Genomic DNA, 13,547 nt, shown 5'->3' with positions numbered 1-13,547 from the left:
AGTGATTAAGGTTTGAAGTTATATTTCTTACATTAAAAGCGCTGCTTTTATTTAAGTCTTATTCATAAACTATACTTGAATGATCAACTCACACTGGGAATTCTAATTATGTCAGATAAGTGCTACATCACAGCGCAACAATTGCTTGAAGATTCATTTCGCGTTGCGGCGCAAGTATACCAAGATGGTTTTCGTCCTGATTTTATTATTGGTATTTGGCGTGGTGGTGCCCCAATTGGGATTGCAGTGCAAGAGTATTATGATTATAAGGGCATAGAGACAGATCATATCGCGGTGCGAACTTCATCATATTACGGTATTAATAAGCAGTCGAAAGAAATTAAAGTACATGGCTTACACTACATTATTGAAAATGCTAACGCAGGTGACTCGTTATTGATTGTTGATGATGTATTTGATTCAGGGCGTAGTATTTTTGCACTGAAAGAAAAGCTTTCGGAATTGATGCGTTTAAACTTACCTAAAGATATCCGCATTGCATGCCCGTATTACAAACCAAAAAATTCTAAAGTAGATATGAAGCCTGACTACTACATTCATGAATCAGAAGAGTGGTTAGTATTCCCGCATGAATTATCGGGTTTAACACCTGATGAGATCATCGCTGGTAAGACAGATTTAGTAAAAATACACGATATTTTATTAGCAAAATAAATCTATCGAGTAAAAATAAAAAAGGCCTTAACTAGGCCTTTTTTTATTTATCAATTAGCTGTCTAAACTAATATTATTTATAGATTTCAAACGCTTCTTTTAATCGTGCTAAATGAGCATATACGTAACTGCTTGACATACGATCTTGGTTTAAGAAAGTATTATCGAGGTCGATTGACGATTTGAGTATTGTCGCACTACTGGTGTTTATCAAATTTACTTTTTGATTAATTATAGTATTTACGCTATGTGTCCAGCTTTTAGTCCCTGTAACTTGCCAATTACCTGCATCCATATCTTTGCGTGGTGATAATGGAATACTAAAACCAATCCCCACTTTCTCTACGTCAGTGTCGCTATACATTACGGTTATATTTGCATCACCAAACCAGAACTTAGTTTCAAGTTTATAGCCGGTATCTTCATTCCAGAATTGTCCACCAGAGATATGGAAAGAGACATCCTTTTCAGCCCATAAATAACGGTATGAATAAACCGAGTAGTCGCGTTTATCAGTGTCATAATCTTTATACTCAAAGTAGCCTAACTTTGCTTGTATCTTGTGGCGGCCTGCGGGGCTTTGCCATGCAGTTTCGTTGGTAATACCTGTATAATCAAAGTAATCTTGGAATAAACCGACTTGAGTCTGGTTATATATGTTAAACGGTAAAGCGAATGTTTGATATACAACGGCACGTTTAATCCCCGTTTCTTGGCGTGAATTACTAAATACACTACCTTTTTCAAAGTGATCTGTATTAGCTACATTAACTTGCCCAGTAATATTTACACCTGCACCTTGCCATAATGGTACATGTAAATCGGCTTGTAGAGCTAACGAGTAATCATAAACACCTAATTCAGTTGCATATCGTGATGATAACGATGGTGAAAATGAAACTCTAGGTACAAAATAAGGGCTCGTGCTTTGGGTATTTCCGGCCCATTTTACACCCACAGCATCTTTATCACTAAATTGAGTGCTGACCATTAAATCAGGAGTGATATTTTCATCAATAAAGCGACGGTAATTATCTAAATACCCATTGACTTGTAACAGTGGGATATCTTGTTTTGCCAAGCGAACAATAAATTCATTATTGCCAGTAGCAAAGCTTTCAGTTATGCGGCCTAAAACAAGCCCCAACGCATCAATTTCATTACGATTAAATACTGAGTTTTCAAATTCAACAATGATTTGTTTGCTCTCGCTAATACCAACACGGATATTTTCAAAACCATCGTTAACTAAGCTGCTTTTTAAGCTGTGAATTTGTTGATTGTTATTTTGTGCAGTGGAAACTTGTTGATTTTGTTTGGTCGCTGTTAATACTTTTACTGGTTCCGCAGATACTACTCGACTAACAGACTCTTCCGTTTGATTTGGGGATGTAGCAAGAGTTGCTCTCGTACGCTGATTTGAACTCTTAGATAACTTTGCCGCTGCAACTGGTTGAGGTGCTGGTTTTAGATTGTGGTAGTTATCTTGTGCTTCATCACTGAGCGGCATGCTAATATTGACACCCCAATAAGTATCATCACTAGCAAGTTCTGTATTTGAGTAAAAGCGGCTATTAAATGAAACCGTGGCAATATCATAAAGCCACTCTTTTGGCACCGTAATACGGGCGCCTAAATTAAATGCTTCTGCATCATGCTCAGCGAGTACTGAAAGCCAAGTGTAAGGTTGATATTCAATACCAGCAAACGCGCCGTCTAGTTGCCCTGTAAGCGTGTCAGATGCGCCAATACCGGCACTAAAGCGAAAATCCCACCACTGTTTAGAAGCAACAGCATAAAACGCTTCATACTGATTGGCTGCGCCACCGAAATCTTTAGCGCCAACAGCGACACTAAACCAGTCTTTTGGAATGAATGGAATTTGGTATTTGGCATTAAATGATAAGTCGCGGATTTGGCCTTTATTTTCATAGCTAAATGTTATGTCGTGCATCGACGATGAGGTAATCCTACCACTGACTTCTAAACCTTCAAAAAGTCCAGCTGAAAATGTAAAGTTATGACCGTCGGTGTACTTTCCTCTAGCTTCTAGCTGGTTACTGTAACCTATATCAATATTACCTTTGTCGATTACAACAGCGGTAGGAGTGTTGAAAATACCGGTAAATCCATTATATGCAATACCATGATTAATGTTTTGATCAGCAAAAACGGAGGTACTGGCACTGAGTGCGCAAAGTGTCGCGAGGGTTGTTTTATTATAAGTCACGTGATTAACCAATTTAGATTAGAGTTAGGTTTTAAACTTTTAAAACCCGATAATTATTTTAGCTATAAATACTATAAACCAAAAATAACTTAATAACGAGATAAACAAAAGCCGCGCAAATGCGCGGCTTTAGGAAGTACAGTTCTACCTCAGATTAAGAACCAGAACCAGAACCAGAACCAGATACTGGTACAGTATCAACTTCACACACTACTGGGATATCAAATGTAGCTGCAGTTGTGTTTGCCGCTACTGGAGTAGATGTCCACACATTAGTGTTGTAGTTAAGGTAACTAGCAGAGTAAGTGCCACCTTGCTCTAAGTTCAGGTTGAAAGTACCTTTCGAGTAAATAGTTTGCTTGAAGTTGCCATCTTTAAACAATCTGACTAGCGCAGGTGTTGCAACCGGTGGAGTACCTATTTCAAAATCTCCGGTATTGCTACACACTAGCTGTGTTGTTATTTTTTTAGTTACAATTGTTGGCGGAGCAATTGTAAGTGTTAGATCTTTATCATTTAAGTCACAGATATTGCTTACAGATAATGCCGATGCAGTGCTATCAGTGTCAGTTGACAAGCCATCTAAAACGTTAACACCATTGCGCAATACTTTAACTTTAACCGGGAAACCTGGAGGGTTGTTAAACGTTGCTGATCCATAATTACCGTTACGGCTAGTGAAAGATCTTCTATAGCCATTAATTTCAAGTAAAATAGTTGTTTCAGCTATATTAGCGTCACCATTTCTATCTAAAATATCAAATTTTACACTTGAACATTTATTGTTGTTGAAGTAATCAAGGTTCCAGTAAGATAGGTGATTTACATCTACTGATACATCAAATGTTGATGCATTACCGCTATCAGTTACTTCACCGTAGCTTTCGAATCCCCATTTACCAGCTTCTTCATCGTAACTCCAAACTGGGAAGATATCACCAACCGCAATTTTACGAGCTACAGGAGCTGCAACAGTACATACACCATTTTTGAAGCCATTTGCTTCGGCGTATGCTTTGATATCAGTAGTACCGGCAGGTAAAGTTACAGGACAAGGGTTTGAAGTCTTTTTGTCGACCTGCATTGCAACAGTGATTGAATTGCCTGCACCAAAAGATTTCACTTTATTACCAGCATCATCAACTAGCTCGATAGCAACAAAGCCACCTGAAGTAAATGAACCTTGCACTTGATCAGTACTGTTAGGATCAGAAGCTACAGATAGAGCTAAACCTCCAGGGAACGCATCTAATGACGACGAGGTTGCAGCTGCAGTTTCGGCTTCTTCATCATTACGTGTTGCTTCATTCGCAAAGTAGGCAACAGTCATTTTTGGAACTGTCGTTAACGGTTGATTATCTTTATCTAAAAATTGCGTGCCGCTTTTGATTTTAACGGTTGAACCGCCAACAGCAACACCTGCTTTGTTAATTGCTTGTGGTAATGTAATCTCTGTTTTATCGCCAGAAATTGATAACCCTGAAGCTGGGTCATACGACACAGTGGTATTTTCACCTTCAGGTACTAATGCAGTTAATTCTTTGGTGTCAGCAACAATCGCTACATCAGAATCTGCAAGTGTACGTGGTGTTAAACGAACTTCTTGTGCTACAACGTTATCAGTTGGTGATAACGTTAAAGTACCAGAGTTGTTTAAATATCCAGCAGCAGAAATAACATAGTCATAGCTAACACCATCAGCTGGGATAGAGTCTACTGTGTATGCAAACGAACTAGCTGTTGATGATTTGTCGGTATCAGCTAAAGCGTTGCCTGCAGCTGTTAAAAGGCCGTCTTCAGAAGAAGTAAAGCTAATCGTTGCTGTAACCGTATCAGCTAAAGCAGCACCCTTTACATCTACGATATTAACAGTAACTGAACCTGCTTGAGCTTCAATTGCTACTGGTGGTACAGCAACATCAACGGTTGGTTCAGGTGGAACTGGTGGCTTTACATAATCATTGTTGTCGTTATCGCTAAAACAGCCACTTAAAGTTGCTGTCAGACCAAGTGCAAGAGCTAGCTTGGTGAGCTTGAATTTATTATTTCCCATAATCGTTACCTTTCTTTCCTTTCTCTTTAAAGTAAACAGACTTAATTGCAGTTCTATAAATGTACCGAAGCGCGCACCAGGTCAGGCTTGCACCTATAATACAATAATTTGTTCATCAAGGATAAGCGCACATTATATATACGTCAAGTGAACATTATATATACTTTTATTAATTAAATAAGAAAATTGTTACCCTGTTATGTAATAAATCTCTTATTTAATTTTTACGGATTTAGCGCAGCTTCGTTATTAGCTTACTATGCTAAAGTAGTAGGCTGCGGTTGTAAATGTAAATAGTTGCATTTTAGGCAGTTAAACGTTGTTTTTTTCGGCTGAATTTTAATGTGAGTCAACTTCATAGCTGCGAAAAACTATCCACGTAATCGCTAAGTTTATCTAAATCAACCGCTTTGAGTCCATCATTTGAGCGTGCGACTAAACCTCTTTCCACCAGTTCCGATACTACGCGGCGATAGGCTCGCTCTGTGGTGGCAAAACGCTCAGCTTCAGCATTTACCGTTGGGTATGCGCGCAGCAGGGTGGGGTTATTATTTTCGGCACGTAATAAACAGTCTTTGGCGATATTGTAACCCAATGGCAACAATAGTTTATCTAAATTAATTTTTTGGTTTTCTTGAAACTTAGCGGCAATAGTTTGTGCTGTGTATAAACTCAGCTCTGGCTTTTCAAGTAACAGGGCACGCCAGTGCTTTAGTTCTATTAGGTTGTAGCTAACGTCACTGAAGCAGGTAACTGTATAAATGCAGGGGTTATTGTTTAGCGCTTCAATTTCACCAATTAAGGTGTTGTTGCAATCAAGTTGGCCCAGCAGTAAGCGGCGGCCATTACCGACATCATAACTAAACGATACGGTGCCGCTTCTGACTAACACTAATTTTGTAAGAGGTTGATCTTGGTGGATCAGTACTTCTTTTTTAGATTGTTGATAACGGCTGCCAGCAAAGGTTAGTAGCTGGTCGACGAGATAACTAGAAAAATGATATTGAAACATCAACAATGCCCTTCGGACAATTGTCCTATTTATTACATCTTAATGACGTTAGCATTAAGATTCTAAGAATTTACGCTAACTTACTAGCTTAGTTAACTCGGTTAATTAAGCTTAATACCTGATATCCCGTGTAATGATTATTAAAGTGTGCTTTTAGCAGCTTTGGGTTTTTAGTAAGTTAGCTTTTTTATACTATTGCTATATTGTGGAATAACTTTGCCTAAACTACAACATTTGCAATGCTAACCTAAAGTACCGGAGAGAACAAATGAGTTGGGAATATTTGGGGTATTTTGCCTCAGCTTTACTTATTGCCTCTTTAACTATGAGTGATGTGAGCAAACTTCGTTGGTTTAACCTTGCCGGTTGTATTGCTTTCACAGCCTACGGTATTGCGATTGCTGCATGGCCTGTGGCTATCACTAATGGTTTGCTAACCTTCGTAAATATTTATCATTTAATTAAGCTCAAACGTCAACAACAAAAACCGCAATAATAGCGTGGTTTATTGCGCCTTACTCTGGTTATCAATTTGCGCTTTTTGGTAGCGTAATTCACCGCCAATCCATGTTTGATTTACGACAATGGTAAAAATTTCTTGTACTGGCACTTTAAAATAGTCTTTGTCGATTAAAATAAAGTCAGCCCACTTTCCTTGCTCTAAACTACCTAATTTAAATTCTTGATGTGCGGCATACGCAGCACCTAACGTGAATGCTCTGAGTGCATCTTCTCTGCTCAGTGCTTCAGTGACTCGCCAGCCATTAGCGGGTAATTGATTGTGATCTTGGCGAGTAATTGCTGAATACAAACCGTCAAAGGGGTTGGCCAGTTCAACTGGATAATCTGAGCCTGCAGCTACTACTGAGCCTTGCTTTAAAAACGTTTGCCATGCATATGCACCTTGTAATTGTGTATCGCTAAGGCGCTGCTCTGCCATATGCATATCAGAAGTTGCATGCACCGGTTGCATTGATGGAATGATTTTAAGTGCTTTGAAGCGAGGAATATCTGCTGGATCAACTATCTGTGCGTGCTCTATACGGTTACGTAGTAAAATCCCGCCGGTTTTTTTAAATACATTTTGATAGGCATCTAACACAATATGATTTGCTTTATCACCGATGGCATGGGTATTGGCGCTAAAACCATGGTTAAAGCTCAATGTGTACAGCTGTTCTAATTTTTGTTGAGTTTCGAGCATTAAACCTTGGTGATTCTTTCTATCTGCATAATCGGCCAGTAGTGCGGCGCCACGGCTTCCTAACGCACCATCAGCATATATTTTTACACTACGAATAGACATGAAATCGTTAAGATCTTTATAGCGACCGGCTCTGAGCATATCTTCAAGGGACGGATCTGTTGCACTTAGCATTGCAACAATGCGCAGCGGTAAGGTGCCTTGTTCAGCTCTTTGCTTGTAAACTTGCCATGTTTGTTTATCAATCCCAGCATCGTGGGTTGAGGTTATACCTAAGCTGAGCAGATGTTGACCAGCTTGATTTAAGGCATTATTTACGTCTTGATCAGATGGCGTAGGAATATGTGCAGTAATTAAACTTTCGGCCTTATCGACAAAAATACCGCTAGGTTGACCTGCTTGGTTGCGAATAATTTCACCACCTGCTGGTGACTGTACTGTGGGTGTTAATTTGGCTAACTCCATCGCTTTGCTATTAACCCAAATCGCGTGGCTATCGACACGAGAAAGCACCACCGGAACATCTTTGACAACTTTATCTAAGTCAGCAGCAGTAGGAAATTGCTTATTAGGCCACAGTTCTTGATTCCAACCGCGGCCAATAATCCAGCCCCGGTTATTTTTAGCAAATACAGCAAGCTTTTTTTGTATTTCTGCAATCGACGTACTGCCACGTAAATCGAGTTGCGCTAAATTATTACCAAGTCCAATCACATGACCGTGGGCGTCAATTAAACCAGGTAATAAGGTTTGTTGCTCGGCATCAAATACTGCAGCATTAGGGAAACTCGCTTTTAGTTTATCGTCTCCTACTTTTACTACTTTGCCATCTTTAATAACCAGTGTAGAAAATTGCTGTAATTGGCCACTGTAAGTTGGAGTGTAACCATTAGCATTGTAGATCACCGTGGTATCAGCTAGCACAGGTAAAGATAAAGTGATTAAACAGGCGAGTAAGCATTTCATTGTTAGAATTCTTTTTCTGCTTTTGTTAGTTAAACAGTAACAGAGAATACTGAGTCTGCAAATTAAATATAATAAATTATTTATCGTTGTGCATTTCAACTATGCTGATGAATTAGCTATTCATTTATTTGCATATAGAGTAAATTCAGACAGTGATAATCTACCATCTTTATCGCGGTCATAGTTTTTAAAACGAGACCACAGGGCAGGATCTTTTGCTGACTCTGAACGCGTGATAAGACCGTCGTTATCGCGGTCTAAGTTTTTGAATTGTTCTGCTATATTATCAGTTGTTGCAAAACTGCAACAGCTACTGACAAATAACAAACTTAGTCCCAGTTGTGTACAAAATTTCATTGGGGAAACTCGTTAATCTAGATTATTAGTTAAAAAACGCTTAAATTCAGATAGGGAAATTTTATTGTCTTGGTTTTTGTCCCAACGTTTAAAGTTACTCAACAATTGTGGTTGTGGTTCAAGCTCATTATGCGTTAAATAGCCATCTTTATTGCTATCTAAATGATCAAAACGTTGTTTTACATCCAGTGCCATTGCGCTAAAACTAGTGGCTAGCGACACACTTAATATTATTAATATGCTTTTCATTATTTACATCCTACCAACAAAAAGAATAAAGCATTTGCCATAATTTAAATCCCAACATTAAATCCGTTTACACATTCCCTCCGGGATTATGGCAAATACTTTAAAGCCTTTTAAAATTTAAACTTTGCGAACTCTTGCTCAGATAATTGCTCGTCGTTATTATCATCAAGATCAGTAAACTGCTTTAATAGCGTGTTGTTTTGCTTGGCTTCAAGTAATGAAATTTGTCCGTCAGAGTCGGTATCTAATTGCGCAAACTTAACATTTAATTGTGATGCTAAAACAGTGGCGCTAATGACTAAAAACATCAGTGAAAAAGCGGCGATAAGTTGTTTCATAGCAGTGTTTCCTTTGGGAAATTTATTGCAAAAATTGTTTAAACTCAGCAAATGAAATTTGACCATTTTGATCTTTGTCAATTTGCTCAAAACTTTCGTGTAATACCGCATCTTCAGATGCTTCTGCTTCACTCAATGTGCCATTACTGTCTTTATCAAGTTCTGCGAAGGTGGCCTCGACATCAATGGCAAAGCTGTTAAAGCTAAGCAGTAGGCTGATGCATAAGCACAGCGGTGTTAATATTTTCATATTATTTCCTTATAAACAGTCGTTGATACGGATATTACAAGAACGATGCCAATTTTTTTATTGTATAAATATCAGTGGCTTAATGTTTTGGCATGATCATGAGTGGGAAAAAATGACCGGGCAATGTGTCTTTTTTGCAACAACTTTTAACGGGTATTCATTAAGTTTTTAAAAAACAGTTGGTTAAGTTGTTTCAATTTAGCGTCAGTCGCTTTATATAGCGCTACACAGTTCGCCTTATTCATTATTCTTATTGATTCAGCTAGTGTATAAGTAACACCTTCCATAATCAGACTTTTAACTAAAGGAGTGGCGATAGTGGCCTCATTCGCTAAAAAGTACAGTGCATTACTTAGTTGGCGACCCAATTTAATAGGCCAGTTTTTGTTTAGTACTTTGTTATCGCTGCTGCCATTATCACTGGTAGTGATTGTATTTTTAAATGCGCTGAATAAACAGCTAGCAGTAACTCAGCAAATCGTCAGTGAAAATTATCAAATTACCAAGTCATTTAATAACCTTAAGCAAGACCTCAATAGCTTAGAGCGCGCAACGCGACAAAACTGGGTGCTGAAAAGCGAATCACTCGATGAATTGATTGTTGATAAGTGGCAATCATCACTACAAAGCATTGATGAACTAACTTTTATAAGTTCTACGGGGGAGTATATTAAGCAATGGCAGCAACTCGCACAGGTATTGCAATTAGCGCATACTCAACTCGTTACTGAAGGACAACAAGATGCGCAATTGTTTATTCCTGTGAGTGAATTAATTGCGCGTCAAACGGTGTGGCTAAGAGATCAAAATGAGCTGCAAATAACTAAAAATCAGCAACAGTTAAAAGCTTTGCAAAGCTCATTTATCAATTGGTTAATAGCACTTATCCCATTAACTTTACTAGTAGGTGGTGGTTTTTTATGGCGTATAAGTGGTCGCTTAAAAGGATTAACGTCGGTTATTGATAAGCTTGGGCAAGGTCATTGGCAACAAAAAATAGCTGTACAAGGCTCTGCTGAGTTGGTTGAACTAGGAAATAAATTACAATGGGTGCAAGAGCAGTTGCATCAATTAGAGCAACAAAAAGATACTTTTTTACGCCATGTTACCCATGAATTGAAAACTCCATTAGCGTCAATGGTTGAGGGTACTGACTTACTCGCCGATGAAATCGTTGGGCCAATTAACAAAGAGCAGCAAGCGGTGTTGGCGTTAATTACCCAGAGCATGGTGCGTTTGCGCGCTATGATCGATAGTTTACTTAGTTACAATGCGATTCGCAGCAGCAAAGAAGATTTAAGTGAGCTGGAATTCTCGCAATTAATAACCAAGATAAACAGCCATTTTGAACATCGTTTAGTGGCGCGTAAGCAAAGCTTATGTTGGCATTGTGAGTTACCCGAGCAACCACTGGAAATTGCTGCAGAGCTTGTTGAAATGATCTTAATTCAGTTGATCTCTAATGGCTTAAAGTTTTCACCAGCAGGACAGGCGGTCAATATTGCTCTGTCATTAGCTGGTCGTACTTTGACTATGAGCGTGAGCGATCAAGGCACCGGTATTAAAGAGCAAGAGAAATCACATATATTCAGTGCCTTTTATCAAGGTAAGAATGCTAAAGATGTAACCGCTCAAGGTAGTGGCTTAGGGCTTACCATTGTAAAGGAGTCTGTTGAGCAATTGATGGGTACTTTACACGTTGAGCATAATGAACCACAAGGCTGTCGTTTTATAATTCAAATCCCAATCATCCCTCCAACCAATAAAAACCAAGGAGTTAATTAGCATGGGCGTGCGTTTAAATGCCATTTTAGTGGTTTGCATCACAACCTTAGGGCTCGCAGGGTGTGAGTTAACTGAGCAGCCAGTAAATAAAAGCAACCCTGAAGCTGAACAAGCGGGTAAGGTGACTACACCACAAGGGGATAGTTTACCAAACCCGAAACCTAGGCCGAAAACCGATCCTATGTATGCACCTGCCGAAACGGTTATTGGTTGGCATGCAAAGTCGTGCGGTGGTTTTCAAGTGGCAGCGAGTAAAACGGTTTATATTGGTGCTAAAGAGCTTCAGAATTATTTTGATTTTAGTTGTAAAAATAATGTATTAGCACCGGAAAAAGTATTAACGCAGCTGCTAAAACTGGATCAAGCTTATTATTGGCCAGATGATATAAAACAGTATTTATGGCTGCAAAAACAACAAATAAAACAGCAGATCAACGCTAAAGAACAGCAGCAAGCGCTGAATAATAAAATGCAAGAAACCCTGTCATCACTGGCAGCCATCGAGCAGCAACTATTACTACGCGAAGAAACTAAGGAGCAGTAATTATGTCAACAGAGCAAAACCAAGGCGCGCGAATTTTACTGGTCGATGATGATGCAAGTTTATTAAAACTATTGGCTATTCGCATAGAATCTAAAGGCTATCAAGTGACTACCTGCGAAAGCGGTATCGCTGCGCTACAGTTATTAAAAAATAATGTGTTTGATGCTGTGGTTACAGACTTACGCATGGATGAAATGGATGGTATGGCATTACACCGTCAGTTACAAAATCGCTACCCAGCGCTGCCAGTGTTGATGATGACAGCTCATGGGTCTATTCCTGATGCTGTTGAAGCGACGAAGCAAGGTATTTTTGCCTTTATTACTAAACCGGTAGATAAAGATGAGTTATTTGATAGTTTAGCAAAAGCGATTGAAATTCATGGTCTCAGTGCCGATGAAAGTGCATCAAACAGCAATATCGTGACCCGCAGTGGTGCTATGCTGCATTTACTTGAGCAAGTTAAATTATTAGGTCCGACTCAGGTCAATGTGCTGATCTCGGGGGCCAGTGGTACAGGTAAAGAGTTACTAGCTAATGCTATTCATCAACATAGCCATGTTAGTGAAGGTCCGTTTGTCGCAATAAACTGTGGTGCGGTACCGGGTGAATTACTCGAATCAGAACTATTCGGTCACAAAAAAGGGGCTTTTACGGGCGCGATTAAAGACCACCAAGGGTTATTTCAGCAAGCGCAAGGCGGTACTTTATTTTTAGATGAAATTGGTGATATGCCACTTAATTTACAAGTTAAGTTACTGCGCGTATTACAAGAAAAAACTATTCGCCCTGTGGGCTTTGAAGAAGAAATTCCAATTGATGTGCGGATTGTATCAGCAACTCATAAAAACTTGCCTGATGCGATTGCTAATCAGCAATTTCGCGAAGATTTATACTATCGCTTAAATGTTGTGAATCTTAAATTGCCACCACTGTGTGAGCGCAGAGAAGACGTTAGTTTATTAGCGCAGTATTTTAGCGCTACCATTGCTAAACGTATGGATCAAAAAGAAAAGCGTTTCGCCAATGATGCAATGCATGCATTAGTACGTCACGATTGGCCGGGTAATATTCGCCAGTTACAAAATGTAGTAGAGCAGGTTGTCGCACTTACCCCAGGTGAAGTAATATCAGCACAGCTGGTTGAAAGTGCGCTTAATAGTAATACCAACAATGTTGAGCCGCTTTCACTTAACGATGCTAAAAAAGAATTTGAGCGTGATTATGTGATTAATGCTTTAAAGATGGCTGGCGGTAACGTGGCTGAAGGGGCAAAACTAGCTAAGCGAAATCGCTCAGATTTTTATAAATTGATTAAAAAACACAACATTGACGTTGATACTATTTGTTAGGAGAGAAAATGCAGTTATTTATGGTGTATTTAGGTGGGCGTATTCAGGGCTGCCATATTGAAATGCATGATGTTCGTTTTGTTGTTGGGGAATCGATAGAACAAACTTACTCAAAATTAAAAGCGCAGTGGGTCGGTGATAAAAGTAGCGTGCACATGGACAGCTATATGGCGGTAAATCACATTGATGGCTTTGCAGTAACCGTGGTTGATGAACCCTTGGCCCAATCGCAGCAGTTATACTTTGTAAATTTAGGAGCGTATCGTGCTGATAGGTTAGCTGAGCAGCATGACTTTGCGTTATATGTAGCTAGTAGTAGCGACGAAGCTAAACAAAGAGCAAAAGAGGATTTACTAGCAGGTTTAAGTCATATTCATAAAGATGACTTACATGATGTAGATGATTGCTTTGCAATTGACTTGCTCGACAGTCAATTACATATCAAGCTAACCCCGAGTGAGCAATCTCAAGCGATTAAGCCCGATTGGTTTGGTTACCATATATTATAAATAATCAAGAGAGTGTGTGGTGC

General features: G+C 39.1%; 14 protein-coding genes. 6 read left to right on the top strand and 8 right to left on the bottom strand.

Annotation, left to right across the window (positions count from 1 at the left end; all coding sequences use genetic code 11):
• The first annotated feature begins 108 nt into the window (after nucleotides 1–108).
• A complete protein-coding gene (locus FW757_RS07605; RefSeq protein ID WP_145235390.1) occupies nucleotides 109–675 on the top strand; it encodes a phosphoribosyltransferase in 567 nt (188 codons plus the stop codon).
• A 73-nt stretch (nucleotides 676–748) separates the two neighbouring features.
• Here the strand turns inward: FW757_RS07605 and FW757_RS07600 are convergent, their stop codons facing one another.
• The 3 genes from FW757_RS07600 to FW757_RS07590 all read right to left on the bottom strand — a co-directional run bounded on the left by FW757_RS07600 (nucleotide 749) and on the right by FW757_RS07590 (nucleotide 5,970).
• Nucleotides 749–2,905 (bottom strand): YjbH domain-containing protein, encoded by a 2,157-nt coding sequence (locus tag FW757_RS07600; RefSeq protein WP_149982110.1) that lies wholly within the window; start codon nucleotides 2,903–2,905, stop codon nucleotides 749–751.
• Nucleotides 2,906–3,059: 154 nt separating this feature from the next.
• Nucleotides 3,060–4,958, bottom strand: a complete 1,899-nt coding sequence (locus tag FW757_RS07595) for a hypothetical protein (protein WP_446441064.1) — start codon at nucleotides 4,956–4,958, stop codon at nucleotides 3,060–3,062.
• 355 nt (nucleotides 4,959–5,313) lie between these two features.
• Nucleotides 5,314–5,970 (bottom strand): Crp/Fnr family transcriptional regulator, encoded by a 657-nt coding sequence (locus FW757_RS07590; RefSeq protein ID WP_145235393.1) that lies wholly within the window; start codon nucleotides 5,968–5,970, stop codon nucleotides 5,314–5,316.
• A gap of 268 nt (nucleotides 5,971–6,238) precedes the next feature.
• Here FW757_RS07590 and FW757_RS07585 point away from each other — a divergent pair, with 268 nt between their 5' ends.
• On the top strand, nucleotides 6,239–6,466 hold the full coding sequence (locus tag FW757_RS07585; protein ID WP_145235395.1) for a YgjV family protein: 228 nt from the start codon (nucleotides 6,239–6,241) through the stop codon (nucleotides 6,464–6,466).
• Between the two features lie 9 nt (nucleotides 6,467–6,475).
• On the opposite strand, the gene FW757_RS07580 is transcribed toward FW757_RS07585, so the two are convergent.
• The 5 genes from FW757_RS07580 to FW757_RS07560 all read right to left on the bottom strand — a co-directional run bounded on the left by FW757_RS07580 (nucleotide 6,476) and on the right by FW757_RS07560 (nucleotide 9,334).
• On the bottom strand, nucleotides 6,476–8,140 hold the full coding sequence (locus tag FW757_RS07580) for an amidohydrolase (protein WP_182731800.1): 1,665 nt from the start codon (nucleotides 8,138–8,140) through the stop codon (nucleotides 6,476–6,478).
• A 120-nt stretch (nucleotides 8,141–8,260) separates the two neighbouring features.
• Complete coding sequence (locus FW757_RS07575; protein WP_145235400.1) at nucleotides 8,261–8,497, bottom strand: EF-hand domain-containing protein; 237 nt, start codon at nucleotides 8,495–8,497, stop codon at nucleotides 8,261–8,263.
• 12 nt (nucleotides 8,498–8,509) lie between these two features.
• Complete coding sequence (locus FW757_RS07570) at nucleotides 8,510–8,746, bottom strand: EF-hand domain-containing protein (protein ID WP_149982106.1); 237 nt, start codon at nucleotides 8,744–8,746, stop codon at nucleotides 8,510–8,512.
• 110 nt (nucleotides 8,747–8,856) lie between these two features.
• Nucleotides 8,857–9,084, bottom strand: coding sequence for a hypothetical protein (locus FW757_RS07565; RefSeq protein WP_145235404.1), 228 nt, complete (start codon nucleotides 9,082–9,084; stop codon nucleotides 8,857–8,859).
• Between the two features lie 22 nt (nucleotides 9,085–9,106).
• On the bottom strand, nucleotides 9,107–9,334 hold the full coding sequence (locus tag FW757_RS07560; protein ID WP_145235406.1) for an EF-hand domain-containing protein: 228 nt from the start codon (nucleotides 9,332–9,334) through the stop codon (nucleotides 9,107–9,109).
• A 315-nt stretch (nucleotides 9,335–9,649) separates the two neighbouring features.
• Between FW757_RS07560 and FW757_RS07555 the strand changes: the two genes are divergently transcribed.
• The 4 genes from FW757_RS07555 to FW757_RS07540 are packed head-to-tail and all read left to right on the top strand — an operon-like array spanning nucleotide 9,650 to nucleotide 13,524.
• Nucleotides 9,650–11,119 (top strand): sensor histidine kinase, encoded by a 1,470-nt coding sequence (locus FW757_RS07555; protein ID WP_145235537.1) that lies wholly within the window; start codon nucleotides 9,650–9,652, stop codon nucleotides 11,117–11,119.
• Nucleotide 11,120: 1 nt separating this feature from the next.
• On the top strand, nucleotides 11,121–11,663 hold the full coding sequence (locus FW757_RS07550) for a hypothetical protein (protein ID WP_149982104.1): 543 nt from the start codon (nucleotides 11,121–11,123) through the stop codon (nucleotides 11,661–11,663).
• A 2-nt stretch (nucleotides 11,664–11,665) separates the two neighbouring features.
• Entirely contained in the window at nucleotides 11,666–13,015 is a 1,350-nt protein-coding gene (locus tag FW757_RS07545) for a sigma 54-interacting transcriptional regulator (protein ID WP_145235410.1), read from the top strand.
• Nucleotides 13,016–13,023: 8 nt separating this feature from the next.
• Nucleotides 13,024–13,524, top strand: coding sequence for a DUF1543 domain-containing protein (locus FW757_RS07540; RefSeq protein WP_182739824.1), 501 nt, complete (start codon nucleotides 13,024–13,026; stop codon nucleotides 13,522–13,524).
• Nucleotides 13,525–13,547: the final 23 nt, after the last annotated feature.

The organism is Pseudoalteromonas sp. 1181_04, assembly GCF_052850545.1.
Note: the sequence above shows the minus strand (reverse complement) of the source record. Positions and strands in the feature narration are given on the sequence as shown.

Bases quoted from the DNA above. Each gene is read 5' to 3' on its own strand.
- FW757_RS07540 (WP_182739824.1), top strand. From the start codon at position 13,024: ATGCAGTTATTTATGGTGTATTTAGGTGGGCGTATTCAGGGCTGCCAT.
- FW757_RS07560 (WP_145235406.1), bottom strand. From the start codon at position 9,334: ATGAAAATATTAACACCGCTGTGCTTATGCATCAGCCTACTGCTTAGC.
- FW757_RS07545 (WP_145235410.1), top strand. From the start codon at position 11,666: ATGTCAACAGAGCAAAACCAAGGCGCGCGAATTTTACTGGTCGATGAT.
- FW757_RS07565 (WP_145235404.1), bottom strand. From the start codon at position 9,084: ATGAAACAACTTATCGCCGCTTTTTCACTGATGTTTTTAGTCATTAGC.
- FW757_RS07585 (WP_145235395.1), top strand. From the start codon at position 6,239: ATGAGTTGGGAATATTTGGGGTATTTTGCCTCAGCTTTACTTATTGCC.
- FW757_RS07550 (WP_149982104.1), top strand. From the start codon at position 11,121: ATGGGCGTGCGTTTAAATGCCATTTTAGTGGTTTGCATCACAACCTTA.
- FW757_RS07590 (WP_145235393.1), bottom strand. From the start codon at position 5,970: ATGTTTCAATATCATTTTTCTAGTTATCTCGTCGACCAGCTACTAACC.
- FW757_RS07575 (WP_145235400.1), bottom strand. From the start codon at position 8,497: ATGAAATTTTGTACACAACTGGGACTAAGTTTGTTATTTGTCAGTAGC.
- FW757_RS07605 (WP_145235390.1), top strand. From the start codon at position 109: ATGTCAGATAAGTGCTACATCACAGCGCAACAATTGCTTGAAGATTCA.
- FW757_RS07580 (WP_182731800.1), bottom strand. From the start codon at position 8,140: ATGAAATGCTTACTCGCCTGTTTAATCACTTTATCTTTACCTGTGCTA.
- FW757_RS07595 (WP_446441064.1), bottom strand. From the start codon at position 4,958: ATGGGAAATAATAAATTCAAGCTCACCAAGCTAGCTCTTGCACTTGGT.
- FW757_RS07570 (WP_149982106.1), bottom strand. From the start codon at position 8,746: ATGAAAAGCATATTAATAATATTAAGTGTGTCGCTAGCCACTAGTTTT.